This window comes from Streptomyces sp. NPDC050422, assembly GCF_044458665.1.
Lineage (GTDB): Bacteria > Actinomycetota > Actinomycetes > Streptomycetales > Streptomycetaceae > Streptomyces.
Genome location: NZ_JBITIE010000007.1, coordinates 262,271 through 288,916, shown reverse-complemented (window position 1 = coordinate 288,916; position 26,646 = coordinate 262,271). Strand labels below are relative to the sequence as shown.

Below are 26,646 nucleotides of genomic sequence, written 5' to 3'. Positions count from 1 at the left end.
GGGGATCGCGTCGTGGCTGCCACGGTGACCGACTTCCACTACGGCGCGGTGACGCCCGTCGCCGCCTATCTGATGGCCTGTCTGGGCTCTGCGCTGGGTCTGCGCTGCACCGTGCGATCCATGCGCGGAGGGCCTCGCGGCAAGAAGAACGGCTGGCTCTCCCTGGCCGCGGTGTCCCTCGGCTGCGGCATCTGGACGATGCACTTCATCGCGATGATGGGCTTCCGTGCCGTCGGTTCGGGCATCGCGTACGACACCCGGCTGACGCTGCTGAGCCTCGTCGTCGCCATCGTCGTCACCGCCGTGGGTGTCTTCCTCGTCGGCCACCTGGGATCGGGGGCGAAGGTCCTGGCCGCGGCCGGAGTGCTCATGGGGCTGGGGGTCGCGGCCATGCACTACATCGGCATGGCCGCCATGCGGGTGGACGGCCGCATGCGCTACGACACGGTGACCGTGGCCCTGTCCGTGCTGATCGCCGTGGCCGCCGCCACGGCGGCCCTGTGGGCGGCGGTCACCGTCCGCAACCTGTGGTCGAGCCTCGGGGCCAGCCTCATCATGGGCGTCGCCGTGACCGGCATGCACTACACCGGCATGGCCGCCGTGAGCGTCCATGCCGGCCACACGGGCGCCACGTCCGCGCAGTCCTCGATCGACCAGCTCTCCTTCCTGCTCGCCATGATCGCCGGACCGGTGATCATGCTCGTCGTCGCGGCGACCATCGTCATGTTCGATCCCGACCTGGTCCTCGGGGACGAGCAGCGCTCCGCGCCCGGCACGGACGCGGTACGCAGGGGGACCGGGCCCGCCGCAGGGCTGTACGCCCCGCGACCGGAGGCTGTCAACACCCCTGTGCAGCACCGGCGTTGACGGCGTATCACCTTCGTTCCGGCGATGTGGTGCCGGGCGGTGCGGTCTCTTGACGGGCGCCCGGCCCTGAGTATGGTCTAGACCTAAAGGTGAGCCGCGGTCGCCGGTGGGCGGTCATCGGCGCGCGAAGGGAATGCGGGGCGGCGCCCCCTCGCCACCGGCCGCACTCACGCGTCCCCGTGACAGGTACTCGTCATGCCGCGGGATCGCGTCGGTGCGAGCGCGTCCTGATGCTGCCGTTGTCGTCGGCAGCCCCTTCAGCGAAGGAGTTGGCATGAACGCCAAGCGAAGGCTGGCCCTCGTGATCGGTGCGGGCGTCGCCCCCCTGATCGCGGTGGCCCTCCCCGCCACCACCGCCAGTGCGCACGGATACGTTTCCTCACCGCCCAGCCGTCAGGCCCAGTGCGCCGCGGGCGTCGTCGACTGCGGCCAGATCAAGTACGAACCCCAGAGCGTCGAGGGCCCCAAGGGCCTGACGAGCTGCAGCGGCGGCCACGCGGACTACGCCGAGCTCGACGACGACAGCAAGAACTGGCAGGTCACACCGGTCGGCAGCTCTGCCGACTTCTCCTGGCACCTGACCGCCCGGCACGCCACCAGCAGCTGGCAGTACTTCGTCGGCGGCACCGAGGTGGCGCAGTTCGACGACGGCGGCGCCCAGCCCGGGGCCACGGTGACCCACCGGGTGGACTTCGGCTCCCTCACCGGCCGGCAGAAGGTCCTCGCCGTCTGGAACATCTCCGACACGGCCAACGCGTTCTACGCCTGCGTCGACGTGCGGATCGGCGGCGGCACCGACCCGGGCGACCCAGGCGACCCAGGCGACCCCGGCGACTGCGCCACGTCGGCCTGGGACGCCGGCCGGATCTACAACGGCGGCGACACCGCCTCCCAGGGCGGCCACACCTGGCGCGCCAAGTGGTGGACGCAGGGCGAGCAGCCCGGCAGCACCGGAGAGTGGGGCGTCTGGGAGGACCTCGGCACCTGCTGACGCCGTCACACCGGCCCGGCCCCACCGGGCCGCCTCACCGCGGGATGCGGGACGCGGGATGCGGGACGCCGCTCCCGCATCCCGCGGAGAGGCGCGGCCGACCCGGGGGAGCCCCGGCGGCCGACACCAGGGGGGATGTCAGACTGGACGGCATGGCTTACGACGATCTTCGTTCCCTCCTCCGGGCTCTGGAGCGCGAGGGCGAGCTCAAGCGCATCAAGGCCGAGGTCGACCCCTACCTGGAGGTCGGTGAGATCGTCGACCGGGTGAACAAGGCCGGCGGGCCCGCGCTGCTCTTCGAGAACGTCAAGGGGTCCTCGATGCCCCTGGCCATGAACGTCTTCGGGACCGACAAGCGCCTCCTCAAGGCACTCGGGCTGAAGTCCTACGCCGACATCAGCGACAAGATCGGCGGACTCCTCAAGCCCGAGCTGCCGCACGGCTTCGTCGGCGTACGAGAGGCCTTCGGCAAGCTCGGCACGATGGTGCACGTACCGCCGAAGAAGGTGAAGTCGGAGAACGCCCCCGTCCAGGAGGTCGTCCTCACCGGCGACGACGTGGACCTCGACCAGCTGCCCGCGCTGTTCACCTGGCCGAAGGACGGCGGCTCCTTCTTCAACCTGGGGCTCACCCACACCAAGCACCCCGAGACCGGCGTACGGAACCTGGGGCTCTACCGCCTCCAGCGCCACGACCGCCGCACCATCGGGATGCACTGGCAGATCCACAAGGACAGCCGCAACCACTACCAGGTCGCCGCCAAGCGCGGTGAGCGGCTGCCCGTCGCCATCGCCTTCGGCGCGCCGCCCGCGGTCACGTACGCCTCCACCGCGCCGCTGCCCGGGGACATCGACGAGTACCTCTTCGCCGGGTTCATCCAGGGCAAGCGCATCGAGATGGTCGACTGCAAGACCGTCCCGCTCCAGGTCCCGGCCCACGCCGAGGTCGTCATCGAGGGCTGGCTGGAGCCCGGTCAGATGCTCCCCGAGGGGCCGTTCGGCGACCACACCGGCTTCTACACGCCGCAGGAACCGTTCCCCGCGCTGACCATCGACTGCGTGACCATGCGCAAGCGGCCGCTGCTCCAGTCCATCGTCGTCGGCCGGCCGCCGACCGAGGACGGCCCGCTGGGGCGGGCCACCGAGCGGTTCTTCCTGCCGCTGCTCAAGATCATCGTGCCGGACATCGTGGACTACCACCTGCCCGAGTCCGGTGGTTTCCACAACTGCGCGATCGTCTCGATCGACAAGAAGTACCCGAAGCACGCCCAGAAGGTGATGAGCGCCATCTGGGGCGCGCACATGATGTCGCTGACGAAGCTGATCGTCGTCGTGGACTCCGACTGCGATGTCCACGATCTGCACGAGGTGTCCTGGCGGGCGCTCGGCAACACCGACTACGCGCGTGACCTCACCGTCGCCGAGGGGCCGGTCGACCACCTCGACCATGCCTCCTACCAGCAGTTCTGGGGCGGCAAGGCGGGCATCGACGCGACGAAGAAATGGCCCGAGGAGGGCTACACCCGGGACGGGGGCTGGCCTGACATGGTCGAGTCCGACCCGGAGACGGCGGCGAAGGTCGACCGCCGATGGAAGGAATACGGACTGTGAGCGCCGCCGAAGCGACCCTGGGCTCCGGGCCCGCGCAACCGAACAGCAGGGTCAGGGCGTTCCTGCGGCTCGTGATGATCGAGCACTCGGTCTTCGCGCTGCCCTTCGCGTACATCGCCTCCCTGACCGCGATGTTCCTCGACGACGGGTCGATCCAGTGGGTGACGCTGCTGCTGGTCACCGTCGCGATGGTCGGGCTGCGGACGTTCGCGATGGCCGCCAACCGGATCATCGACCGCGAGATCGACGCCCGTAATCCGCGCACCGCGAGCCGTGAGCTGGTGACCGGTGCGGTGTCGGTGAAGTCGGCGTGGACGGGCGCGCTCGTCGCCGTCGTGGTGTTCCTCGGCGCGGCGGCCCTGCTCAACCCGCTCTGTCTGGCGCTGGCGCCGCTCGCCGTCGTGCCGATGGTCGTCTACCCGTACGGCAAGCGGTTCACGAACTACCCGCACGCGATCCTGGGCCTCGCCCAGGCCATGGGGCCGGTCGGTGCCTGGCTGGCGGTGACGGGCACCTGGTCGTGGGACGCGGTGATCCTGGGCCTTGCCGTCGGCGTCTGGATCGGCGGCTTCGACCTGATCTTCGGCTCCCAGGACGTCGAGGCGGACCGCGCCCACGGGGTGCTGTCCGTCCCGGCGCGCTTCGGCATCCCGGCGGCGCTGTGGGGGGCGCGGGTCTGCCACGCGGTGACGACGGGCCTGCTGGTCTGGTTCGGTCTGGCCACGGAGGCCGGGCTCTTCTACTGGATCGGCATGGTGATCGTCGCCGTGGCCTTCGTGTACGAGCACCGGGTGGTGCGGCCGCACGACCTCTCACGGCTCAACCGGGCGTTCTTCCAGGTCAACGGCTTCATCGGGATCGCGCTGTTCGTGTGCGCGCTGCTGGATCTGCTGGTGCGCGGTCTGACGGTGTAGGGCCTCTCGTTTGGATCATGCCGGGCTCGCGGGGTCCGGTGCGCACACCTGCGGCGTTGTCGTCGGTCGCCAATGCTCCACAGTGACTCCCTCCTCCGCCTTGCAGCTGCACGCACCGGACCCCGCTCCCTGATCCAGCCTGATCCAAACGAAAGGCCCTGGTCCCCGCTGCGGGTACGAACTCCTGACGCGCCGCCGGATCGGGGTGCCGGATAGGCTCGGGTGTGTGGATTCCGGGACTTCAGTGAGTCAACAGCAGCGAAAGCCTTGGATTGTCGGGGTTTCAGGCGCTTCGGGCACCCCATTCGCCGCCGCCGTGCTGCGCGGTCTGCTGGCCGCGGGGGAGAGCGTCGATCTGGTGGTGAGCCGCGCCTCGCGGCTGACGCTGCTGGACGAGACCGGGATCGCCTTCCGCGACGCGCACTGGCAGGAGGACCTGTCCGGCTGGCTGGCGCGGGGGGCGGACGGCAAACCGCACACCTTCGATGTGGACGTGTCGGGTGTACGGCACTGGGCGGCGGGCGATCTGGCCGCGGGGCCGTCCTCGGGGTCGTACCCGGCGAAGGGGATGCTGATCGTGCCCGCGTCGACGGCGTGCGTGGCCGGGGTGGCGCTGGGGCTCTCGAAGGATCTGCTGCAGCGGGCCGCGAGCGTGACGCTCAAGGAGCGGCGGAGGCTGGTCGTCGCGGTGCGCGAGACGCCGCTGAACGGTCAGACGCTGAAACACATGGTGACCCTGGACGAGGCGGGCGCGGTCGTGCTGCCCGCCTCTCCGGCGTTCTACGCGGGTGCGACGCATATCCAGGATCTGGTGGATTTCGTCGCGGGGCGGGTGCTGGACGCGGCAGGGGTGCCGCATCTGCTGTACCGCCGCTGGGAGGGAGAGCTCGGTGGTGGCTCTCGCGGCTGACCCGGGTGGGGTCAGTGCTTCTTGGGGGTGCGCGGGTTGCGGGCCTTGTCGATCCGGTGGGCCGCGGCGGGCTGATGGGCACGCGATCGGTTGGCCAGGTCCTGCAGCTCGCGCATCCGGGCGTAGGCCATCTCGATCGAGTACACGGTGTTCTCACTCCTGAGGATTCGAAAGCATTTTTTGGAAGTTCGGAAAGATTTGCAGGCCGTGAAGCCTGCATGCCTTAGATTCTACACGTAGACTCGCGATACTGCTGAACAATGGAAGGTTTCAGTCACATGGACGCGGTGGACAGGCAGCTCATTCAGGCCCTCAGGGAGAACGGCAGGGCCTCGTACGCCGAGCTGGGGCGGCTCGTCGGGCTCTCCGGGCCCAGCGTCACCGACCGCATCAACCGGCTGGAAACCGCCGGCGTCATCACCGGTTACCGCGCCACCGTCGACGCGGCCTCGCTCGGCCTCGGGGTCACGGCCCTGATCGGCATCTCGCTCTCGGACGCCGCCGACCACGAGGACGTGGCCCGCAGGCTGAAGGACCTCGCGGAGATCGAGGACGCCTGGTTCATCGCCGGCGACGACTCCTACATGCTCAAGGTCCGGGTCGGTGACGTGGATGGCCTGGAGAAGACCATCCGCCGCCTCAGCGGCACCAGGGGCGTCTCCCGTACGCGTACCACGATCGTGCTCTCCACCAAGTGGGAGAACCGGGTCGGAGACCTTCCCGAAGAGGGCTAGGCGTACGGTGAGCTGAGTCTGTTACGAAGAGGAAATGGGAGGCGCCCTAGTGGACGCGGGACTCAAGCGCGAGCTGGAGCAGAAGGTCCGGGACGGCGAACGGCTGTCCCGCGAGGACGGGATCGCGCTCTACGAGTCCGACGACCTGGCCTGGCTCGGCGGTCTGGCCCATGAGGTGCGCACGCGCAAGAACGGTGACGTCGTCCACTTCAACGTCAACCGTCACCTCAACATGACCAACGTGTGCACCGCTTCGTGCGCGTACTGCTCCTTCCAGCGCAAGCCGGGGGAGAAGGACGCGTACACGATGCGCATCGAGGAGGCCGTCCGTCTCGCGAAGGCGATGGAGGGCGAGAGCCTCACCGAGCTGCACATCGTCAACGGGCTGCACCCCACCCTGCCGTGGCGCTACTACCCGCGTTCGCTGAGCGCGCTGAAGGAAGCGCTGCCGGAGGTCTCCCTCAAGGCGTTCACCGCCACCGAGATCCACCACTTCGAGACCATCTCCGGGCTCACCGCCTCCGAGATCCTCGACGAGCTCATCGAGGCCGGTCTGGAGTCGTTGACCGGCGGCGGTGCGGAGATCTTCGACTGGGAGGTCCGCCAGCACATCGTCGACCACGCCACCCACTGGGAGGACTGGTCGCGCATCCACCGGCTCGCGCACGAGAAGGGTCTCAAGACCCCGGCGACGATGCTGTACGGGCACATCGAGGAGCCCCGTCACCGCGTCGACCACGTGCTGCGGCTGCGTGAACTGCAGGACGAGACCGGCGGCTTCCAGGTCTTCATCCCGCTGCGCTACCAGCACGACTTCGTCGACATGAAGGACGGCAAGGTCCGCAACAAGCTCCAGGCGCGGACGACGATGGCGACCGGCGCCGAGGCGCTGAAGACCTTCGCGGTCTCCCGGCTGCTGTTCGACAACGTCCCGCACGTCAAGGTCTTCTGGGTGATGCACGGCGTGCAGACCGCCCAGCTCGCGCTCCAGCACGGCGCGGACGACATGGACGGCTCGGTCGTCGAGTACAAGATCACGCACGACGCGGACAACTACGGCACGCCGAACAAGCTCGGCCGTGAGGATCTGCTGGACCTGATCCGCGACGCCGGTTTCCGGCCCGTGGAGCGCAACACCCGGTACGAGATCCTTCGCGAGTACCCGGGCCCGGACGCAGAGCGGCGGGAGTCGCCGCAGCCGATGCGGGTCTGACCCGGCGCGCGCCCCGTCGCGCGCGCAGTGCAGTACGAAAGCTCCGGCCGCCGTCCCCGGCCGGAGCTTTCTCGCGTTCCGGACGGTGGTTGAGCCGACAGCAAGTAATGGTTAATCTGCACCTATGGCGCTTACATTTGAGCTGGATCCCCAGATGGACCGGTCCGTTCGGGACGGTATAGCCGCACTCTGGGCCGACGTGTCCAACGCGGGCGGCGCGGTGGGCTTTGTGCCGCCCGTGACGGCCGAGGACGTGCGACCGGAGCTGGTCAAGCACCTCGTCGCCATGACCGAGGGCCGGACCCGCCTCCTCGTCGGCTACGACGAGGAGGGCGCCGTCGCCGCGACGGCCTTCCTCACCCACAACACGCACCGGCTGATGGCGCACTGGCTCTGGATCTACACCGTCATGGTCCACCCCCGCCACCAGGGCCGCGGCTACGGCCGCGACCTGATGGCCGCGGCCGCCGACGCCGCGCGCTCCATCGACGGCATCGAGGCGATCCGGCTCACCTGCCGCGGCGGCACGGGCGCCGACCGCTTCTACGGTGCCTGCGGATACAAGGAGGTCGGACGGGTGCCGGCGGCGATCCGGGTGGCCGAGGGCGACGACCGGGACGACGTCATCATGCTGCTGCCGCTCGGCTGAGCGCACCCGGCGGGCAGGGGCGGCGCGTGATTGGCGTAGCCCTCCGAACTGATCGATTGTGGGGCATGCTTCACTGGTCGGGCAGGACTGTCGCACGTAGAGAGAAGGCCAGCTGTGTCCGCTGCCAAGCCGAGCGCAACGATCCGGTACACCGCGATGCGTCTCAGCATCTTCGTCGGCTGCCTCGTCGTCGCCGCGATCGCCGTCAACTTCGGGCTCATCCCGTCCGGCGCCGGAGGGGCCAACGCCATCTGGGTCGTCCTGCTCGCACTGGTGCTCTCCGCGCCGCTCAGCTACGTACTCCTGCGCAAGCAGCGCGACGAGATGTCCGAGCAGATCGTGTCCTCGGTCGACCGGGCCAAGGCCCGCCTCGAGTCGAACCGCACGCGCGAGGACAGCGTCACCCAGTAGTGATTGCGTGAGGGCAGAGTAAGGAACTTGTAAGCTTCCTCACACTCACCCCCTTCCTTTCCGAAACCCCAGCACCGGAGCCCGACGCTCCTGTACTGGGGTTTTCGCGTCCCTGGAGTTGGGGTTGGGCCGGAACGCGAGCCACCGGCCGCACCGGAAGGCCGAAGAAGCCCAAAGAAGACCTTTGAGGTTCTCAAAGTTCAAGTGTTAACGTGTTCGACATGAAGACAGCTGTGCGCCTCGGACCTGCCGCGAGCATCCCGCTCGTGGAGCGCCTGCATGTCGATCTCTGCCGCTGTATGTCCGCGGTCTGTTGCCGCAACGTCTGATACCGGCATCATGCAGCGGCGCCGTCCCTGACACGGGCGCCGCACCCCCGTCCCCCGCACTACGCCTCCGTGCGTCCCGATGCGTCACATCTGGAGTGTGTCCGTGTCCGCGAACCCCGCGTCCACCACCGATGAGCCCACCGGCTCCGGTTTCCGCATACCCAAGGTCCCGTTCTGGGCCCAGATCGTCGCCGGCCTCGTGCTCGGCGTGCTCCTCGGCTGGCTCGCCCGCAGCCAGGACATCAGCTGGCTCTACACCACGCTCGACAAGGTCGGCCACATCTTCGTCCAGCTGCTGAAGCTGGCCGTCGCGCCCCTCGTCTTCTTCGCGATCCTGGTGTCGATCACCAACCTGCGCAAGGTCAACAACGCCGCCAGGCTGGCCACCCGCACGCTGCTCTGGTTCATGATCACGTCGCTCATCTCGGTCGCCATCGGCCTCGCGATCGGCCTGATCACCAACCCGGGCTCCGGCACCGGCCTCACGCCGAAGGACGGCAAGCTCCCCGAGCACTCCGGCTCCTGGCTCGACTTCCTGACCGGCATCATCCCGGACAACGTGATCACGCCGTTCACCGAGCTGAACGTCCTCCAGATCGTCTTCATGGCCGCCGTCGCCGGCATCGCCGCTCTCCAGCTCGGCGAGAAGGCCCAGCCGATCCTCACCCTCAGCGAGTCCGTCCTGGAGCTCCTCCAGAAGGCCCTGTGGTGGGTCATCCGCCTCGCCCCCCTCGGCACCGTCGGCCTCATCGGCTACGCCATCGCCGACTACGGCTGGGACCTGATCGGCAAGTACGCGACCTTCACCGCCGACGTCTACATCGGCTGCGCCCTGGTGATGTTCGGCGTCTACCCGCTGCTGCTCGCCACCGTCGCCAAGGTCAGCCCGCTCCAGTTCTTCAAGGGCGCCTGGCCCGCGATCCAGCTGGCCTTCGTCTCCCGCTCCTCGGTCGGCACGATGCCGGTCACCCAGAAGGTCACCGAGCGCCTCGGCGTCCCGAAGGAGTACGCCTCCTTCGCGGTCCCGTTCGGTTCGACGACCAAGATGGACGGCTGCGCCGCGATCTACCCGGCGCTCGCCGCGATCTTCATCGCGCAGATCTTCGACGTGCAGCTGGGTGTCGGTGACTACGTCCTCATCGCGTTCGTCTCGGTGATCGGCTCGGCGGCCACCGCCGGTCTGACCGGCGCCACGGTCATGCTGACCCTCACCCTGTCGACGCTGGGCCTCCCGCTGGAGGGTGTCGGCCTGCTGATGGCGATCGACCCGATCCTGGACATGATGAGGACGGCGACGAACGTGGCCGGCCAGGTCGTATCACCGTTGATCGTGGCAGCACGAGAGGGAATCCTCGACCGCGACAAGCTCAACTCGGCCTCGGCCTCCCCGATCGAGGAGCCGTCCGAGCCGCGCGAGAAGGTGGCAGTCGCCGCGTAACGTCGGCGCGTCATACCTCGTTTCAACGCTGAAGAATCCCCCTGCCGTGCTGGTGGGGGGATTCTTCGTGCTTCATGTCGAGCTCCTGGGTCCGACGTCCGAGGTACTGGGCCCGCTTCCCTCGCGGCGGGCTTCGCCCGCAGCGAGGAACCTGCGTGGATCGGGTCGCAGGGACTACTCTGCCTCCGGCTCATCGGAATCTCCGACCGGGGTCACCTTGATCGAATCCAGTTCTGGCGGCCTCCGGCGTCCTCGGCCGATGCTGAAGACTTCGACCTTCTCGATCACCTGCGCAACGATCGCCCGACGTCGGTCAAGGTTCTTGGCTGCGTCGTTCCACACAGCCAAGGCGTCCACCACGCGGCGCGACTGCCTGACGATCGTTGCCGATTCGCGGGTACGAAGGGCCTGCAATTCGGTGCGAAGGTGACCGAGCGAGTCGAAGTAGTCCTCGTCTGTCATGTTGCCGTCCTTCCACCGACGGCGCAGGTTCCTGATCCGCTCCTCGTACACGGCGATCGGCCCCGACAAGTCCTCCGTGGGTGCCTCCAGCGGCTGCGGTCGGCGCGACGCCAAGGCAGCTTCGATCACCTCGTTCAACTGTTCCTCGATCCAGGCGTACGACCGGCTCACCTTCCCGCAGCCCAGTTCACCGTTGTGCCCTACCTGGCCCGAGTGGCACAGCGTCCGTCGGAACGTTCGGCCCTGGATCGTTGCCCACTGAACACGCATGATCGACTGGCAGTGTCCGCACCTGAGAAAGCCTGAGTACAGGTGCTTGCGTTTGCCGGAGCCCTGCGCGGCGGGAGTTGCGCGCTCGTTCAGAACCGTTTGGACGTTGTGCCACTGCGTGCGAGTAAGCGGGTGAGGATAGATGCTGTCCCCGATGTCCTGCCCCTTGTATGTGATGATCCCGCCGATCCGTTCGGACCGGTACACCCGCTTGACCTTCTGGATCGACCAGGCGGTTCCGCCGGGAGATCGCGCGCCCGCCTCGTTCCAGAGACGCACCACGTCTCCGGGCGTCTTCGCCGGGACGCTCATGAGCATGTCGTAGCCTCGCACGATCAACTCCGCCTCCTCGGGAACGATCTCCTGAAAGCCCGAGTCCGGTACGAACCCGAAGACGCGGGGACCGCCTGCGTGTGGCTTGCCTTTCTCGCGCCGCTGAAGCAACGAGCCATTGATACGCTCCGACATGCGCTCCGTCTCCTGCTGAGCGACGGCACCCTTGATCGTCAGGATCATGCGCCCGTTGGCCGTATTGGTGTCTTCGCCCTCGGTCGTGGCGAACGCGAAGCCGTGCTCCTTCTGATCTTCGAGGAAACCGGTCAGTTCGGAGATGCGACGAGTCAGGCGGTCGATGGAGTAGACGACGATCGCGTCCACCACCCCATCACGGGCGTCGCACAGCATCTCCGTGTATGCGGGGCGCTTGCGCTTGCTGGTGGTGGAGGCGGATGTGTCGTTCTCCGAGTACACCTTGTAGACGGTCCACCCGAGGCGGGCGCACAACTCCCGGCACGTGCTCTCCTGGCGCTTGATGCCGAGTTCCTGACCCTTGCGGTCCTTGCTGATGCGGACGTAGATGGCCACACGTTGCGGCTTGGACATGGATCCCTCCGACTGTCGTACCGCGCCGTACAACGTGCATACATGCCGTCCGGTTACGAACGTGGGCGGCCAGGCGCTCGTCCCGGTGCTCGTCTCGGCCCGCGAGAACAACAGGAGCGCCCCCGGTCCGCAGTGGCCGGGGGCGCTCCTGTGCGTGGTGGGGCCGTCAGGGCTGCTGGAAGACGACCTCGGGGTTGCCCGGTGTGGGGCCGTTCAGCAGGGGCTGGGGCCGGTCCCTCAGATGCTGGTCGAGGAAGGCCGCCACGTAGCCACGGGTGATCCGTGTCGACCGGTCGGCGGAGAGGGGGGCCTCCGGGTCCACCGGCAGGCCGAGCTGCTCGCTGAGTTCCGGGAAGTCCGTGAAGGTGAAGTGGCCCGAGTCCTTGACGGTCAGCCAGCGCTTCCAGCCGTCCAGGTGGTGCCAGCCCTTGTCCCAGGACCCATCGAGGCTGCCGGGGTGGTGGCCCGCGTCGGTGCCGAGCATCAGGAACGGACGGTTCCCGATGCCCGAGCGGGGGACCGGCTCGAAGAAGGTGCCGTCCATGTTGACCCCGGCATCGAAGCGAGGATCGGCGAGCATCGCCGAGGCGGCCGCGCTGCCGCCGATGGAGTGGCCCGCCACTGCGACCCGGCGCCTGTCGATCATGCGGGAGTTCTTCCAGGCCGGTCGGGCGCCGGTCAGCCGGTCGAGCACGAAGGAGAGGTCGGCGGCCCGTCCGGTGGAGACGGTCCTCAGCACCTCCCGTTCGGCCTCGTCGTCCGGTGCCGCCTCGGCCACGTCGCAGGCCGTGCAGGTGAGGACCCGTCCGCCGGGGAACGCCGTTCCGGTGGACTCGTAGGCGTGATCGACGCTCGCCACGACATAGCCGCGGCTCGCCAGGTCCTCCGCGAGGGAGGTCAGAGTGGCGCGGGGCGTGCCGAAGCCGGGGGAGAGCAGCACGAGGGGGAACCGGCCCCGGGCGGCGGGAGCGTCCGTACGGGCGTGGGTGGAGGTGGAGCTGACGACGGAGGCGGGCACGATGCCGTCCAGCCCGCGTGCCGCCAGCATCAGGCGGGCCTCTTCGTCGCTCATGTACGGGGCGGCGGTGCTCCCGCCCGCGGCACGGGCCGGGTAGTGGACGGACACCATGAGCTCACGGTCCCCGGCTTCGGGCACCCAGGGGTCGGTGCGTTCGTGGTCGGTGAGGTGCAGGATCTCGGCGCCGACGGTGTACGGGCCGGTCGGGCGGGGCAGTTCGAGCGTGGTGGTGGCTGAGGCCGACGGTGCCGGTGTCGGTGCCGGTAAGGCCTGGGCGGTGGCGACGGGTGCGGCCAGCAGGAGTGTGGCGGAGAGGAAGGCGACAGCCGTCCGACTGGGGAGTCTCGTGGTCATGCCTGGACACTAGGCGGCGGTGCAGGCCGAAATCGTCGGACCCGGGGCCGACCCCGGGGTGGGACCAGGGTCGTACACGGGTCATCCCACAGGGGTGCATACCGGTGGACGGTTACCGGCCATCGCGGCCGGTCCGCTTCCGTCCGTACGGCAGCGAGGAGGGCCGCGCCGTACCCTTACCGAGGAGTAGGGCATCGGGGGTGGGAGGAAGTCGACGTGGGTGCTGTGAAGAGCAAACGGATGCCGCGCGCGGTGCGTGAGCAGCAGATGATGGATGCCGCGGTGCAGATCTTCGGGCAGCGCGGGTTCCGTGCGGCCTCGATGGACGAGATCGCGGAGCTGGCCGGGGTGTCCAAGCCGTTGGTCTATCTCTACCTGAATTCCAAGGACGAACTCTTCTCCGCCTGCATCGCGCGTGAGGCGAAAGCGCTGGTCGAGGCGGTGCAGGCAGGGGTGGAGCCGGGGCAGCCGGCCGACCGGCAACTCTGGGAGGGGCTGCGGGCGTTCTTCACGCACACCGCGGAGAACCCGGACGGCTGGGCGGTGTTGTACCGGCAGGCGCGGACGCACGGGGAGCCGTTCGCCGGTGAGGTGAACGTGATGCGTGAGGAGATCGTTGCGTTCGTGACGAGTCTGATCGGGGCCGCGGCGCGCGAGGTGCACCACGATCCGGCGCTCGCCGACCGCGATGTGGCGGGTCTGGCGCAGGCGTTGGTGGGCGCTGCGGAGTCGCTCGCCGGGTGGGCGAACGAGACTCCGGGCGTCTCGGCCAAGGAGGCGGCGGCCACCTTGATGAACTTCTCCTGGGCCGGTCTGGAGAACCTTATGAACGGCCGTCCCTGGCAGCCTCCGGGGCAGTCCGCGCCGTCGTCCCGGTGAGGTGGACGCGGTCGCCGTCGCCGCGCAGCTGGAACGCGGTGCCTTCCGAGGCGTAGGTGACGGTGCCGGGCAGCAGGACGGGGGCCCTGAAGTCGGCCCGTACCGAGTGGATCAGGTGCGGTTGCGGGGCTTCGGCGAGGCAGCGGGCGACGGTCCACATGCCGTGGGCGATGGCGCGGGGGAAGCCGAACAGCCGGGCGGTCAGCGGGTACAGGTGGATCGGGTTGCGGTCGCCCGACGCGGCTCCGTAGCGGCGTCCGAGGTCGGCGGGCAGCCGCCACTCGGCGACGGCGGGGAGCGGTAGTCCGGGGACGGCGGGGGCCGGGACCGAACCCGTGCGCGTCGCGTGCCGGGACAGATAGCCGCTGCGGGACTCCCACACCAGCTCTCCCGCCAGCCTCGCCTCCGTGGTCATGGTGACTTCGGTGCCGCGCCGGTGCGGCGTCAACGCCTCTGCGTACACCGTGAGTTCGAGTCGGTCCGTGGGGTGAAGCGTGCGGTGTGCGGTGATCTCGATCCAGGTGTGGACGAGTCCGGTGACCGGCAGCGGGAAGCGGCGGGCGGTCATCAGCCGCATGGCGAGCGGGAAGCCCAGGACGTGTGGGTAGGTGACCGGGAGGGCGCCCGTCCCCGCGAAGCCGCAGATCCTGCGGTACGCGGCCAGCGGGCCGGGGGCGACCGGTGCGGCGGGCAGGTGGAGTCGGCCGGCCGGAAGCGTGGCGCCCGGCCTGCCCGCCTTCTTGAACGGGGAGGTGAGGGCGCCGCGCACCAGGGAGAGGAGCAGGTTCGGCATCCGCGTCACGCTCCCAGCAGGCTCTGGCCGCAGACCCGGACGATCTGGCCGTTGACGGCGCTGGAGGCGGGCTGGGCGAACCAGGCGGTCGTCTCGGCGACGTCGACCGGGAGGCCGCCCTGCGAGAGGGAGTTCATCCGGCGGCCCGCCTCGCGGATGAAGAGCGGGACGGCGGCGGTCATCTTCGTCTCGATGAAGCCGGGGGCGACCGCGTTGACCGTGACGCCGTGGTCGGCTGCGGCGCGCGGGGCGAGGGAGCGGACGAGGCCGATGATGCCGGCCTTGCTGGCCGCGTAGTTGGTCTGGCCGTTGTTCCCGGCGATGCCGGCGATGGAGGCGGTGGCGACGATCCGGCCGCCGTGGTTGACGGTGCCGGACTTCAGCAGGGCGTCGGTGGTGCGCAGGACGCTGTCGAGGTTGACGTCGATGACCGAGGCCCAGCGGTCGGCGGGCATGTTGGCGAGGCGGCGGTCGCGGGTGATGCCGGCGTTGTGGACGAGGATGTCGAGGCCGTCCGGGGCGGCGGCGGAGATCCTTGCGGCCGCGTCGTCCGCGGTGATGTCCAGCGGCAGGGCGGTGGCGCCGAGCCGGTCGGCGGTGCGGACCAGGTCCTCCTGGGCCTGCGGGATGTCCAGGCAGATGACGTGGGCGCCGTCCCGGGCCAGCACCGAGGCCACGGAGGCGCCGATGCCGCGGGCGGCGCCGGTGACCAGTGCGGTGCGGCCGGCGAGCGGGGCGGCCCAGTCGGCGACGGGGGCGGGGGCGGCGTCGTTGACCTCGATGACCTGGCCGCTGATGTACGCGGACCGGGGCGAGAGCAGGAACCGCAGGGTGGACTCGGCACCGGCGACCCCGCCGGGTGCGATGCGCACCAGCTGCACCGTGGCGCCCTTGCCGATCTCCTTGCCGAGTGAGCGTACGAACCCTTCGAGGGCCTGCTGGGCGGCGGCCTGGTGGTGGTCGTCCGGGGAGGGGCGCGTGCCGAGGACGACGATGCGGCCGCCCGTGGTGAGCGAGCGGACGACGGGGTGCAGTGCGGCGTGTACGGCTCCGAGCCCGGCGGCGGTGTCCACGGCCGTCGCGTCCAGGACGATTCCGGCCGGCCGGTCGGCGCGGGCCACGACCTCCGGGCCGCATGCGGCGAGGACGGCGGTGAGTTCGTCCGTGACGGTGGAGTCCCCGGCGGTGAGGTGGATGACCGGGCCGGGCAGCGACGGGGTCTCCAGGGTCCAGCGGCGCAGCCGGGCGGGCTGCGGCAGGCCGATTCTCCGGGTCAGGAATCGGCCGGTTGCTGTGCCGGTGAGGTGCAGATAGCGGTCGGCCATTGTCCAGACTCCTGCTCGGTCGTAGATTTACTCTGGAGTAAGGTTACTCAAGAGTCAGGAGTTGGTCGAGATGAGTTGGTCGAGTTGATCCCCCTCGCACTCCCGCAGCCCCGCAGGGTCGCGGTCATCGGTGGCAGCCGTATCCCCTTCGCGCGCTCCGACGGGCCGTACGCGCAGGCCTCCAACCAGCAGATGCTCACCGCCGCGCTGGACGGTCTTCTCGAGCGGTTCGGGCTCCAGGGGCAGCAGGTCGGCGAGTTCGCCGCGGGTGCGGTCCTCAAGCACAGCCGGGACTACAACCTGGCCCGGGAGACCGTGCTCGGCTCGCGACTCGACCCGCGCACCCCCGCGTACGACATCCAGCAGGCGTGCGGCACCGGCCTCCAGGCGGTGATCGCCGCCGCCAACAAGATCATGCTCGGGGCGGTCGAATCCGCGATCGCGGGCGGCGCCGACACCACGAGCGACGCGCCGCTCGGCGTCAACGACGAACTGCGCAGGCTGCTGCTGTCGGCCCGGCGCGCGAAGTCGACGGGCGGCAGGGCCAAGGCCCTTGCGGGCGTACGACCCCGGCACCTCGTCCCGGACATCCCGCGCAACGCCGAACCGCGCACCGGTCTCTCGATGGGCGACCACGCGGCGGTCACCGCCCGGCAGTGGGACATCGGCCGCGCGGACCAGGACCTCCTCGCCGCCACCAGCCACCAGCGGCTCGCCGCCGCGTACGACCGGGGCTTCCTGGACGACCTCGTCGTCCCGTACCTCGGCCTGGACCGCGACCAGAACCTGCGCCCGGGCTCCACCGTGGAGAAACTCGGCACGCTGAAACCGGTGTTCGGCGCGGACCACCCGGACGCGACGATGACCGCGGGCAACTCCACCCCGCTCACGGACGGCGCCGCGACCGTGCTGCTGGCGAGCGAGGAGTGGGCCGAGCGCCACGGTCTGGAGCCGCAGGCGTACCTCTCGCTCCACGAGACGGCCGCGGTGGACTACGTGGGCGGCGAGGACGGGCTGCTGATGGCGCCCGCGTACGCCGTCCCGCGGATGCTGGAGCGGGCCGGGCTGGGTGTCGAGGACTTCGACCTCTTCGAGGTCCACGAGGCCTTCGCCTCCCAGGTGCTGGCCACGCTGGCCGCCTGGGAGAAGCAGGGGCTCGCGCCCGTCGACCGGGACAGGCTCAACGTGGCGGGGTCATCCCTCGCCACCGGGCACCCGTTCGCCGCGACGGGCGCGAGGATCGTCGCGACCCTGGCCAAGCTCCTCGCGGAGCGCGGCGCCCCGGGCCGCGGGCTGATCTCGATCTGCGCGGCGGGCGGCCAGGGGGTTACGGCGATCCTCGAACGCGCCTGACGGTAAAGAAGTTGAGCACGGTTCGGCGAAGGCATCAGGGCCTGCCGCCGGACGGACCAGGTGAACCGCCCGACCCCGATGCCGAGGAGCCGCACGTGTCCACGCCACCCGCCCCTTCCCCCGCACCCTCCGCCCCCGTCCTGGTCGAGCCGACGAAGGTCAGGGCCGCCGACGGCAGCGTCCGGCAGGTCTCCGTACCGGCGTTCGCCCCGCCCGTCCGCCGCGGCTCGCTGGCCGAGATCCCGTTCGACAACGCCCGCGAGGCACCGGCCGACGCCGTCCTCAGCCGCAAGCAGCCGGACGGCAGCTGGCAGGACGTGACGGCGGCGGAGTTCGCGGCCGAGGTACTCGCCGTCGCCAAGGGCCTGATCGCGGAGGGCCTGCGGGGCGGCGACCGCATCGCGATCATGGCGCGCACGACCTACGAGTGGACGCTGCTCGACTTCGCGTCCTGGGCCGCCGGCCTGGTCACCGTCCCCATCTACCCGACCTCGTCCGCCTTCCAGGCCCGCTGGATACTCCAGGACTCCGGCGCGGTCGCCTGCGCCGTCGAGACGGCCGAACAGGGCCGGATCATCAGCCAGGAACGCAGACAGCTCGGCGACCTCACGCACCTGTGGCAGTTCGACACGGGCGCGCTGGGCCGGCTGAGGAAGCTCGGCCAGGACATCCCCGACGACGCCCTGGTCGCCCGCCGCGCCACCCTGGAACCGGAGACCCCGGCCACCCTCATCTACACCTCGGGCACCACCGGCCGTCCCAAGGGCTGCGTCCTGACACACGGCAACTTCTTCGCCGAGGTCGACAACGCCATCGAGCTGCTGCACCCGGTCTTCAAGTCCGTCAGCAAGTACCCGGCGTCCACCCTGCTGTTCCTGCCGCTGTCGCACGTCTTCGGCCGGATGGTCGCGATCGGCTGTCTGCGCGCCCGGGTCCGCCTCGGCCATGCCCCGTCGATCCAGACCGAGGACCTGCTCGCCGACATGGCCGGCTTCAAGCCGTCGTTCCTGCTGGCCATCCCGTACGTACTGGAGAAGGTCTACAACACGGGCCGGGCCACCGCTGAGAAGATGGGCCGCGCCTCGTCCTTCGACCGGGCCGCCCGCATCGCCCAGCGCTACGGGCAGGCCGTCGAGGCCGCCGAACACGGCACGGGCCCCGGCCCGGGCCTCGGCCTGCGCGCCGCCCGGGCCCTCTACGACCCGCTGGTCTACCGCCGCATCCGGGCCGCGCTCGGCGGCCACGTCCGCTACGCGATCTGCGGCGGCTCCCCGCTGGGACGCCGGCTCGCCGCCTTCTACGCGGGCGCGGGCATCGAGATCTTCGAGGGCTACGGCCTGACGGAGACCACGGCCGCCGCCACCGTCACCCCGCCCCTCAAACCCCGCCTGGGCACGGTCGGCTGGCCGATGCCCGGCACCGCCGTACGCATCGCGGAGGACGGCGAGGTGCTGCTCAGCGGCGGCCAGGTGTTCCACGGCTACTGGGACGCCGAGCGCGGCGAAGCCGTCCCGGCCCTGGACGGCGGCTGGTTCGCCACGGGCGACCTGGGCGCGCTCGACGAGGACGGCTACCTCACGATCACCGGCCGCAAGAAGGACATCATCATCACGTCGGGCGGCAAGAACGTCACCCCGGCCCCTCTGGAGGACTGGCTGCGCGCCCACCCGCTGGTCAGCCAGTGCATGGTGGTCGGCGACAACCGCTCGTTCATCACCGCCCTGATCACCCTGGAGCCGGACGGCCTGTCCCACTGGCGCCAGATGAAGAAGAAGCAGGACGTCCCGATGCGCGACCTCATCCACGACGAGGACCTGCACACGGCGCTGCAACGCGCGGTGGACGAGGCCAACCGGCTGGTCTCGCGCGCGGAGTCGATCCGCAAGTTCACGGTCCTGCCGGTGGACTTCACCGAGGCCGCCGGCCATCTGACGCCGTCGCTGAAGCTGAAGCGGGACGCGATCGCGCGGGACTTCGAGGCGGAGATCGAGGAGTTGTACCGGAAGTAGGACGTGGCGCGGGTTCTTGTCCTCAAGCGCCGGACGGGCTGGTTGGTGCGGGTGCTCCGCGTTGCGCGGCGCCTTACCCCGGTGGGTGGGGGTTCGGGGTCCCTCCGGGGCGTCTCCTCGGACGACGAACGTTCGGCGGGTACGCAGCGGACCCGGGTATCTGTTCGTCGTCCTGCGGGGACTCCCCTGCACGCCCCCGAACCCGGCCGTCCCGCGTCTGCACCATTCGTCCCACCGGCGTGCAGACGCGGCCGGGACCGGGTGGGGGCGTGCAGGGGAGTCCCCGCAGAAAATGGCGTACGACCCGGGCACCTGTCCGTTGTCGGGTGCACACGCCATTTTTGAGGAGTCTCCCCGGAGGGACCCCACCCCCACCCACCGGACAGAGGCGCACCGCACCGCGCGGAGCACCCGCACACAAGCCCGTCCGGCGATTGCGGCCCGACGGTGGTGACGACGAGGAGTGTCCGGCCGCCGATTCGGCTGCCCCTGTCCGAGCTGCCCTGAGCTCCTTCTTCCCGGGCACCCCTTGTCTGATGGAGCGTCAGGTACGACGATGAATCCGCTCACTCGGAATATGACGAGCCGTCAGATTCCGTCAGGGTCATTCCAGGGGAAGGAGGCCGTTCGGTGCCGATACTGCCGGCCGGACCGCTGTCGTACGGGATGCAGCTCCCGATCCAGTCGCAGAGCGCCATCTACGCAGAGCCGTGGGAGGCCGGGGTCGCCCCGGCCGACCTCGCCGAGATCGCCCGCACCGCCGACCGGGTCGGGTTCGGCTACCTGGCGAGCTGTGACCACGTCGCCATCCCCCGCAGACTCGCGGGGGCGATGAGCACCGTCTGGTACGACCCCGTGGCTACCCTCGCCTACCTCGCCGGGATCACCGAGCGCGTGCTGCTCATGAGCCATGTCGCCGTCGTCGGGCTGCGGCATCCGCTCGCCACCGCCAAGCAGTACGCCACCCTCGACCACCTCAGCGGCGGCCGGCTGATCCTCGGGGTCGGGGCCGGGCACGTGCGGGAGGAGTTCGAGGCGCTCGGGGCGGACTTCGACGGGCGGGGCGGTGTGCTCGACGAGAGTATCGACGCGCTCAAGGCGGCGCTCGGGCCCGAGGAGTACCCGGAGTTCGCGGGGGAGCGGTTCTCCTTCAGTGGGCTCGGCCAGCTGCCCCGGCCGGCCCAGGAGCGGGTGCCCGTCTGGGTGGGCGGGTCCTCGCCCGCGGCGGTGCGCCGGGCCGCCGTGCGCGGGGACGGGTGGCTGCCGCAGGGGGACCCGCGGGAGAAGCTGCCCGCGCAGATCGGGCGGCTGTACGCGCTCCGCGAGGCGGCGGGGGTGGACAGGCCGATCGTCGTCGGGGCCATCACCGAGCCGCTGTACGTGGGGGAGCCGGGCTGGTCCGTGGGGCGGCGCACGCTCAGCGGGAAGCCGGAGGCCCTCGCGGAGTCGCTGCGGGAGTACGGCGCGATGGGCGTGCACCAGATCCAGGTGCGCTTCCGCAGTCGCAGCAGAAGTGAACTGACCGATCAGATGGCGGCGTTCGCCGCCGAAGTCGCACCTCACCTCGGCAACATCGACAGGTAGGAGTCAGGCCATGGGCAAGCTGGACGGGCGGGTCGTACTGATCAGCGGCGCGGCGCGCGGACAGGGTGAGCAGGAGGCGCGATTGTTCGCCGCCGAGGGCGCGCGGGTGGTGATCGCCGACGTGCTCGACGAGCAGGGCGAGGCCCTCGCCAAGGAGCTGGGGGAGGGCGTCGCGCTCTTCGTGCACCTGGATGTGAGCCAGGAGGCGGACTGGCGGGCTGCCGTCGCCGCCGCGAAGGGTGCCTTCGGGAAGATCGACGGGCTGGTGAACAATGCGGGGATCCTGCGCTTCAACGAACTGGTGTCCACGCCGCTGGAGGAGTTCCAGCAGGTGGTGCAGGTCAACCAGGTGGGGGCCTTCCTGGGGATCCGGAACGTCGCGCCCGAGATCGAGGCAGCCGGCGGTGGCACCATCGTCAACACCTCCTCGTACACCGGGCTCACCGGCATGGCGTTCGTCGGCGCCTACGCGGCGACCAAGCACGCCGTGCTGGGGCTGACCAAGGTGGCGGCCGTGGAGCTGGCCACGAAGGGCATCCGGGTCAACGCCATGTGCCCCGGCGCCGTGGACACCCCGATGACCAATCCGGCGGCGCTGGACCCGGACGCGGATCCGGAGGAGACGGCGGCGGCCGTGAGTGAGCTGTACAAGAAGCTCGTGCCGCTCGGGCGGATCGGCCGGCCCGAGGAGGTGGCGGCGCTGGCGCTCTTCCTGACCTCGGACGACTCCTCGTACATCACCGGTCAGCCGTTCGTCATCGACGGCGGATGGCTGGCGGGGGTGAGTCTCTTCTGACCGGGCCCCCACTTCGCCTCGGCTGACGGAGCGTCAGGTATTGACGGGTCGGGGTGTCGGTGGAACAGTCGGACGCAGCAGAATCTGACGGTGTGTCAGAAACGATTGAGGACGGTGAACCCCCTTGGAATTCGGGCTCTTTGTACAGGGGTACGTGCCCGCCGCGCGGGCCAAGGCGGACCCCGAGGCAGAGCACAAGGCGCTGATCGAGGAGACCGAGTACGTCATCCAGGCGGACAAGTCCGGCTTCAAGTACGCCTGGGCCTCCGAGCACCACTTCCTGGAGGAGTACTCGCATCTCTCGGCCAACGATGTGTACCTGGGCTATCTCGCCCACGCCACGGAACGCATCCACCTCGGATCCGGCATCTTCAACCCGCTCGCCCCGGTCAACCACCCGGTGAAGGTGGCCGAGAAGGTCGCCATGATGGACCACCTCTCGGAGGGGCGCTTCGAGTTCGGCTCCGGTCGCGGGGCGGGCACCCACGAGATCCTCGGGTTCATGCCGGGCATAACCGACATGAACCACACGAAGGAACTCTGGGAAGAGACCATCGCCGAGTTCCCCAAGATGTGGCTCCAGGACGAGTACGTCGGCTTCCAGGGCAAGCACTGGTCGCTGCCGCCGCGCAAGATCCTGCCCAAGCCGTACGGGAAGTCGCACCCGGCGATGTGGTACGCGGCCGGCTCGCCGCCCTCGTACGCCATGGCCGGGAAGAAGGGCCTCGGCGTGCTGGGCTTCAGCGTGCAGAAGGTCTCCGACATGGAGTGGGTCGTCGAGTCGTACAAGAACGCCGTCAAGGACGCCGAGCCGGTCGGTGACTTCGTCAACGACAACGTGATGGTGACCTCCACGGCGATCTGCGCCGAGACCCACAAGAAGGCCGTCGAGATCGCGGTGGGCGGTGGGCTGAACTACCTGCAGTCGCTGCTGTTCCGCTACCACGACACGTTCCCCCGGCCGGAGGGGATCCCGGAGTGGCCGGAGCTGCTGCCGGAGTACTCCGAGGAGATCATCGAGCTGCTGATCGCCGAGGAGCTGATGATCTGCGGCGACCCGGACGAGGTGCTGACGCAGTGCCGGCGCTGGGAGCAGGCCGGGGCGGACCAGCTGAGCTTCGGGCTGCCGATCGGGATCAGTCACGAGGACACGATCAACTCGATCAAGCTGATCGGGGAGCACGTGATTCCGAAGATCGACACGGATCCGGTGCATCGGACCACGCGGTTCCGCGACGCGGCATAGTCGCGGGGGCGCCGCCCCCGCACCCCCGCTCCTCAAGCGCCGGAGGGGCTTGATTCTGCCCCGGCGAAAACCAGCCTCGCCGGCGTTTGAGGCGCGGGGTCCGGGGCGGAGCCCCGGGGCGGGGCGCAAGTCTGCGGGCGGCGTCTTCCCGGACCGCCGCTCCGCGAGCCGGGGTGCGTACCGCGGCCGTACGCACCCCGGCGCAACAAATCCACCATGGAGGAAGGACCCCGTCATGCTCGACCACCTCATCCGCGGAGCGACCGTCGTGGACGGCACCGGCGGGCCCTCCTACCGCGCGGACATCGGCATCCGGGCCGGCCGCATCGCCGTCATCGCGGAGCCCGGAACCGTCGCCGAGGAGGCAGCGACCTCCGAGGACGCCACCGGCCTCGTTCTCGCACCCGGGTTCGTCGACCCGCACACGCACTACGACGCCCAGCTCTTCTGGGACCCGTACGCCACCCCGTCGATGAACCACGGCGTCACCACCGTCGCCGGCGGCAACTGTGGGTTCACCCTCGCCCCGCTCCACCCGGACCGGCCCGAGGACGCCGACTACACCCGGCGCATGATGTCGCGGGTCGAGGGCATGGCGCTGAAGGCCCTGGAGGAAGGCGTCGACTGGAGCTGGTCCAGCTTCCGCGAGTACCTCGACGCACTCGACGGGCGGATCGCCGTGAACGCGGGGTTCATGGTCGGGCACTGCGCGCTGCGCCGCCACGTCATGGGCGCCGACGCGGTCGGCGGGCAGCCCACGCCCTCCCAACTCGACGCCATGCTGGCGCTGTTCCACGACGCGATGGACGCCGGGGCGTGGGGCCTGTCCACCACCCAGTCCTCCACGCACTCCGACGGCGACGGGCAGCCGGTCGCCTCCCGGCACGCGCTGCCGGAGGAGCTCCTCGCGCTCTCCCGTGCCGTCGGCGAGCACGAGGGCACCCAGATCGAGGCCATCGTCGCGGGCTGCCTCGACCAGTTCTCGGACGACGAGATCGACCTGTTCGTCGACATGACGGCCGCCGCCGGGCGCCCGCTGAACTGGAACGTCCTGACCATCGACGCCTCCGTACCCGAACGCGTCCCGCGCCAGCTGATCGCCGGCGAGCGGGCCCGTCGCGCGGGCGGCCGGGTCGTCGCGCTGACGATGCCGATCCTCACCCCGATGAACATGTCGCTCGGCACCTTCTGCGCCCTCAACCTGATCCCCGGCTGGGGCGACATCCTCGCCCTCCCCGTACCGGAACGCATCGAGCGGCTGCGGGACGCGGACACCCGCGCCGAGATGCTGCGCCGCGCCGACAGCAAGGAGGCCGGCGTCTTCCGCCGCCTCGCGAACTTCGGCCGGTACGTCATCGGCGACACCTACAGCGAGGCGAACGAGGGCCTCAGCGGGCGCGTCGTCAAGGACATCGCCGCCGAGCGGGGACTGGACCCCTTCCACTGCCTCGTCGAGATCTGCGCGGCCGACGACCTGCGGACGGTCCTGTGGCCGATGCCCACCGACAACGACCCCGACTCGTGGGCGCTGCGGCAGCGGACCTGGGAGCACGAGGACGTCATGCTCGGCGGCTCCGACGCGGGCGCCCATCTGGACCGGATGTGCGGCGCCCCGTACACGACCCGCTTCCTCGGCGACTGTCTGCGCGGCCGCAAGCTCATGCCGCTGGAACGGGCCGTCAAGATGCTGACCGACGACCCGGCCCGGCTCTTCGGCCTGCGCGAGCGCGGCCGCGTCGAGGAGGGCTTCCACGCCGACCTCGTGCTCTTCGACCCCGAACGCATCGACGCGGGCCCCGCCACCCTCGTCCACGACCTGCCGGGCGACAGCCCGCGGCTGGACTCCAAGGCCCTGGGCATCGTGTCGGTCCGCGTCAACGGGGTGGAGACCCTGCGCGACGACAAGGTGACCGGCGCGGTCCCCGGCACGGTGCTGCGTTCCGGCCGCGACACCCGGACGGTGAGCACGGTATGACCACCACACCTCAGCGCCTCTTCATCAACGGCGAGTGGACCGAACCCGCCGACGGCCACTACGAGGTGGTCGATCCGGCCACCGAGGAGACGGTCGGCCTCGCCCCCGAGGCGAGCCGCACCCAGGTGTACGAGGCGGCGGCCGCCGCCCGCGACGCCTTCGGCCACTGGTCCCGCACCCGCCCCGAGGAACGCGCCGCGATCCTCGACCGCGCCGCGGAGCTGATGCAGCGCGACTTCCTCGCCAACGCCGCCCTCGCGCAGGCGGAGAGCGGCGCCACCACCGGTACGGCCCGCGGGATGCAGGTCGCCGTGGGCGCGGCCCGCTTCCGCCGGTACGCGAAGGGGGCGCTGGAACCGGTGGAGGAGGCGATACCGCCGCAGATCAACGAGGCCGGGCCGATGGGCCGGGCCGGGATCTTCGGGGCGCTCGCCGTCCGCCAGCCGGTCGGCGTCGTCACCTGCATCACCTCGTACAACAACCCCTGGGCCAACCCGGCCGGCAAGATCGCCCCCGCGCTCGCGATGGGCAACACGGTCGTCGTGAAACCGGCCCCGCAGGACCCGCTCTCCGTCTACCGGATGGCGGAGGCCCTCGCGGAGGCCGGCGTACCGGCCGGCGTCGTCAACGTCGTCAGCGGCTCGGCCGCCGAAGTGGGCGAGGCGGCGGTCGACTCGCCCGACGTCGACATGGTCAGCTTCACCGGCTCCACCTCGGTCGGGCAGCGCATCGCGGAGGTCTGCGGCCGGTCCATGAAGCGGCAGCTGATGGAGCTGGGCGGGAAGGGCGCCGCCGTGGTGCTCGACGACGCCGACCTGGACTCGGCGGTGGCGGGGATCGGGACGACGTTCTCCTTCTACAGCGGACAGATCTGTACGGCTCCGACCCGCGTCCTCGTCCAACGGGGCGTCCACGACGCGCTGATCGAGAAGCTCGCCGCGTACGCCGGGTATCTGACGGTCGGCGATCCGAAGGCGAAGGGCACGGTTGTCGGCCCGGTCATCTCGGCGGCCCACCGCGACCGCATCGAGTCGTACGTGGAGCTGGGCCGGAAGGAAGGGGCCCGGGTCGTCACGGGCGGCGAGCGCCCGGACCCGACCGGCCGCGGCTTCTACGTCGCGCCGACGCTGCTGGCCGACTGCACCAACGACATGCGGGTGGTGCGGGAGGAGATCTTCGGCCCGGTCGTGGTGGTCGTCCCCTTCGACGACGAGGAGGAGGGCATCGCGCTGGCCAACGACAGCGACTACGGACTGATCGACTACGTCTGGTCCGGCGACGTGGCCCGCGCCTTCCGCGTCGCCCGCCGGCTGCGCGCGGGCGGGGTCGGGGTGAACACCATCGGCCGCAACATGGAGGCCCCGTTCGGCGGGTTCAAGCGCAGCGGGGTGGGCCGGGACGTCGGCTCGTACGCGCTGCACGCGTACAGCGAACTCCAGGCGATCGTCTGGCCGGGCTGAGCCGGGCCCGCACGCGAGAGCGAGTATCTCGCCATCAAGTATCTTGACATCGAGAATAACTCCCGGCAGGCTTCCCCGGGTCTGCAGATCTCTTGATGTCGAGATAACCGGGGGTGGGCGGTGCGCCGCACTGCGGGAAGCGGGAGTGGGCGGAAGGCCGAGGCCGGGGGCGGG

General features: G+C 70.1%; 23 protein-coding genes. 18 read left to right on the top strand and 5 right to left on the bottom strand.

Translation table 11 applies throughout. The features are described 5' to 3' along the window. The first annotated feature begins 12 nt into the window (after window positions 1–12). The 5 genes from ACIBJG_RS13030 to ACIBJG_RS13010 all read left to right on the top strand — a co-directional run bounded on the left by ACIBJG_RS13030 (window position 13) and on the right by ACIBJG_RS13010 (window position 5,292). Window positions 13–867 carry an MHYT domain-containing protein gene (locus ACIBJG_RS13030; protein WP_399307539.1) on the top strand — a complete coding sequence of 285 codons (855 nt, stop codon included), beginning with the start codon at window positions 13–15 and terminating at the stop codon, window positions 865–867. A gap of 274 nt (window positions 868–1,141) precedes the next feature. Further along, window positions 1,142–1,858: a lytic polysaccharide monooxygenase gene (locus tag ACIBJG_RS13025; protein ID WP_399307538.1), complete on the top strand. Its 717-nt coding sequence runs from the start codon at window positions 1,142–1,144 to the stop codon at window positions 1,856–1,858. A gap of 152 nt (window positions 1,859–2,010) precedes the next feature. Then, window positions 2,011–3,468: a menaquinone biosynthesis decarboxylase gene (locus ACIBJG_RS13020; RefSeq protein WP_399307537.1), complete on the top strand. Its 1,458-nt coding sequence runs from the start codon at window positions 2,011–2,013 to the stop codon at window positions 3,466–3,468. Further along, window positions 3,447–4,382, top strand: coding sequence for a menaquinone biosynthesis prenyltransferase MqnP (mqnP, locus tag ACIBJG_RS13015; RefSeq protein WP_399307536.1), 936 nt, complete (start codon window positions 3,447–3,449; stop codon window positions 4,380–4,382). The genes ACIBJG_RS13020 and mqnP overlap by 22 nt, the downstream gene beginning before the upstream one ends. Window positions 4,383–4,626: 244 nt before the next feature. After that, entirely contained in the window at window positions 4,627–5,292 is a 666-nt protein-coding gene (locus tag ACIBJG_RS13010) for a UbiX family flavin prenyltransferase (protein ID WP_399307651.1), read from the top strand. Between the two features lie 11 nt (window positions 5,293–5,303). Here ACIBJG_RS13010 and ACIBJG_RS13005 read toward each other — a convergent pair whose 3' ends face one another. Next, entirely contained in the window at window positions 5,304–5,438 is a 135-nt protein-coding gene (locus ACIBJG_RS13005) for a hypothetical protein (RefSeq protein WP_399307535.1), read from the bottom strand. A gap of 132 nt (window positions 5,439–5,570) precedes the next feature. Here ACIBJG_RS13005 and ACIBJG_RS13000 point away from each other — a divergent pair, with 132 nt between their 5' ends. The 5 genes from ACIBJG_RS13000 to ACIBJG_RS12980 all read left to right on the top strand — a co-directional run bounded on the left by ACIBJG_RS13000 (window position 5,571) and on the right by ACIBJG_RS12980 (window position 10,066). Then, window positions 5,571–6,026 carry an Lrp/AsnC family transcriptional regulator gene (locus ACIBJG_RS13000; RefSeq protein WP_399307534.1) on the top strand — a complete coding sequence of 152 codons (456 nt, stop codon included), beginning with the start codon at window positions 5,571–5,573 and terminating at the stop codon, window positions 6,024–6,026. A gap of 49 nt (window positions 6,027–6,075) precedes the next feature. After that, the gene (mqnE, locus tag ACIBJG_RS12995; RefSeq protein ID WP_399307650.1) at window positions 6,076–7,239 is read left to right on the top strand and encodes an aminofutalosine synthase MqnE; all 1,164 of its coding nucleotides are present in this window, start codon (window positions 6,076–6,078) and stop codon (window positions 7,237–7,239) included. A gap of 124 nt (window positions 7,240–7,363) precedes the next feature. Then, the gene (locus tag ACIBJG_RS12990) at window positions 7,364–7,888 is read left to right on the top strand and encodes a GNAT family N-acetyltransferase (RefSeq protein WP_399307533.1); all 525 of its coding nucleotides are present in this window, start codon (window positions 7,364–7,366) and stop codon (window positions 7,886–7,888) included. A 156-nt stretch (window positions 7,889–8,044) separates the two neighbouring features. Further along, window positions 8,045–8,299 carry a DUF4229 domain-containing protein gene (locus tag ACIBJG_RS12985; RefSeq protein ID WP_399307649.1) on the top strand — a complete coding sequence of 85 codons (255 nt, stop codon included), beginning with the start codon at window positions 8,045–8,047 and terminating at the stop codon, window positions 8,297–8,299. Window positions 8,300–8,731: 432 nt separating this feature from the next. Next, window positions 8,732–10,066 carry a dicarboxylate/amino acid:cation symporter gene (locus ACIBJG_RS12980; protein ID WP_399307532.1) on the top strand — a complete coding sequence of 445 codons (1,335 nt, stop codon included), beginning with the start codon at window positions 8,732–8,734 and terminating at the stop codon, window positions 10,064–10,066. A 174-nt stretch (window positions 10,067–10,240) separates the two neighbouring features. On the opposite strand, the gene ACIBJG_RS12975 is transcribed toward ACIBJG_RS12980, so the two are convergent. Both ACIBJG_RS12975 and ACIBJG_RS12970 read right to left on the bottom strand, forming a co-directional pair. Further along, window positions 10,241–11,680 (bottom strand): recombinase family protein, encoded by a 1,440-nt coding sequence (locus ACIBJG_RS12975; RefSeq protein WP_399307531.1) that lies wholly within the window; start codon window positions 11,678–11,680, stop codon window positions 10,241–10,243. A 166-nt stretch (window positions 11,681–11,846) separates the two neighbouring features. After that, window positions 11,847–13,052, bottom strand: coding sequence for an alpha/beta hydrolase family protein (locus ACIBJG_RS12970; protein ID WP_399307530.1), 1,206 nt, complete (start codon window positions 13,050–13,052; stop codon window positions 11,847–11,849). 240 nt (window positions 13,053–13,292) lie between these two features. Here ACIBJG_RS12970 and ACIBJG_RS12965 point away from each other — a divergent pair, with 240 nt between their 5' ends. Beyond that, entirely contained in the window at window positions 13,293–13,931 is a 639-nt protein-coding gene (locus tag ACIBJG_RS12965) for a TetR/AcrR family transcriptional regulator (RefSeq protein ID WP_399307648.1), read from the top strand. On the opposite strand, the gene ACIBJG_RS12960 is transcribed toward ACIBJG_RS12965, so the two are convergent. After that, complete coding sequence (locus ACIBJG_RS12960; RefSeq protein ID WP_399307529.1) at window positions 13,876–14,724, bottom strand: MaoC/PaaZ C-terminal domain-containing protein; 849 nt, start codon at window positions 14,722–14,724, stop codon at window positions 13,876–13,878. The two genes, ACIBJG_RS12965 and ACIBJG_RS12960, sit on opposite strands and share 56 nt — an antisense overlap. Window positions 14,725–14,729: 5 nt before the next feature. Continuing rightward, window positions 14,730–16,049, bottom strand: coding sequence for a 3-oxoacyl-ACP reductase (locus ACIBJG_RS12955; RefSeq protein ID WP_399307528.1), 1,320 nt, complete (start codon window positions 16,047–16,049; stop codon window positions 14,730–14,732). A 75-nt stretch (window positions 16,050–16,124) separates the two neighbouring features. Here ACIBJG_RS12955 and ACIBJG_RS12950 point away from each other — a divergent pair, with 75 nt between their 5' ends. The 7 genes from ACIBJG_RS12950 to ACIBJG_RS12920 all read left to right on the top strand — a co-directional run bounded on the left by ACIBJG_RS12950 (window position 16,125) and on the right by ACIBJG_RS12920 (window position 26,472). After that, window positions 16,125–17,402, top strand: coding sequence for an acetyl-CoA C-acetyltransferase (locus ACIBJG_RS12950; RefSeq protein WP_399307527.1), 1,278 nt, complete (start codon window positions 16,125–16,127; stop codon window positions 17,400–17,402). Between the two features lie 95 nt (window positions 17,403–17,497). Continuing rightward, on the top strand, window positions 17,498–19,411 hold the full coding sequence (locus tag ACIBJG_RS12945; RefSeq protein WP_399307526.1) for an AMP-dependent synthetase/ligase: 1,914 nt from the start codon (window positions 17,498–17,500) through the stop codon (window positions 19,409–19,411). A 630-nt stretch (window positions 19,412–20,041) separates the two neighbouring features. After that, window positions 20,042–20,995 (top strand): LLM class F420-dependent oxidoreductase, encoded by a 954-nt coding sequence (locus ACIBJG_RS12940; RefSeq protein ID WP_399307525.1) that lies wholly within the window; start codon window positions 20,042–20,044, stop codon window positions 20,993–20,995. A 10-nt stretch (window positions 20,996–21,005) separates the two neighbouring features. Continuing rightward, window positions 21,006–21,791: an SDR family NAD(P)-dependent oxidoreductase gene (locus ACIBJG_RS12935; RefSeq protein WP_399307524.1), complete on the top strand. Its 786-nt coding sequence runs from the start codon at window positions 21,006–21,008 to the stop codon at window positions 21,789–21,791. Between the two features lie 124 nt (window positions 21,792–21,915). Then, window positions 21,916–23,037 (top strand): LLM class flavin-dependent oxidoreductase, encoded by a 1,122-nt coding sequence (locus tag ACIBJG_RS12930; RefSeq protein ID WP_399307523.1) that lies wholly within the window; start codon window positions 21,916–21,918, stop codon window positions 23,035–23,037. A gap of 235 nt (window positions 23,038–23,272) precedes the next feature. Next, window positions 23,273–25,012, top strand: a complete 1,740-nt coding sequence (locus tag ACIBJG_RS12925) for an amidohydrolase family protein (protein ID WP_399307522.1) — start codon at window positions 23,273–23,275, stop codon at window positions 25,010–25,012. Next, entirely contained in the window at window positions 25,009–26,472 is a 1,464-nt protein-coding gene (locus ACIBJG_RS12920) for an aldehyde dehydrogenase family protein (RefSeq protein ID WP_399307521.1), read from the top strand. The genes ACIBJG_RS12925 and ACIBJG_RS12920 overlap by 4 nt, the downstream gene beginning before the upstream one ends. The last annotated feature ends 174 nt before the right edge of the window (window positions 26,473–26,646 follow it).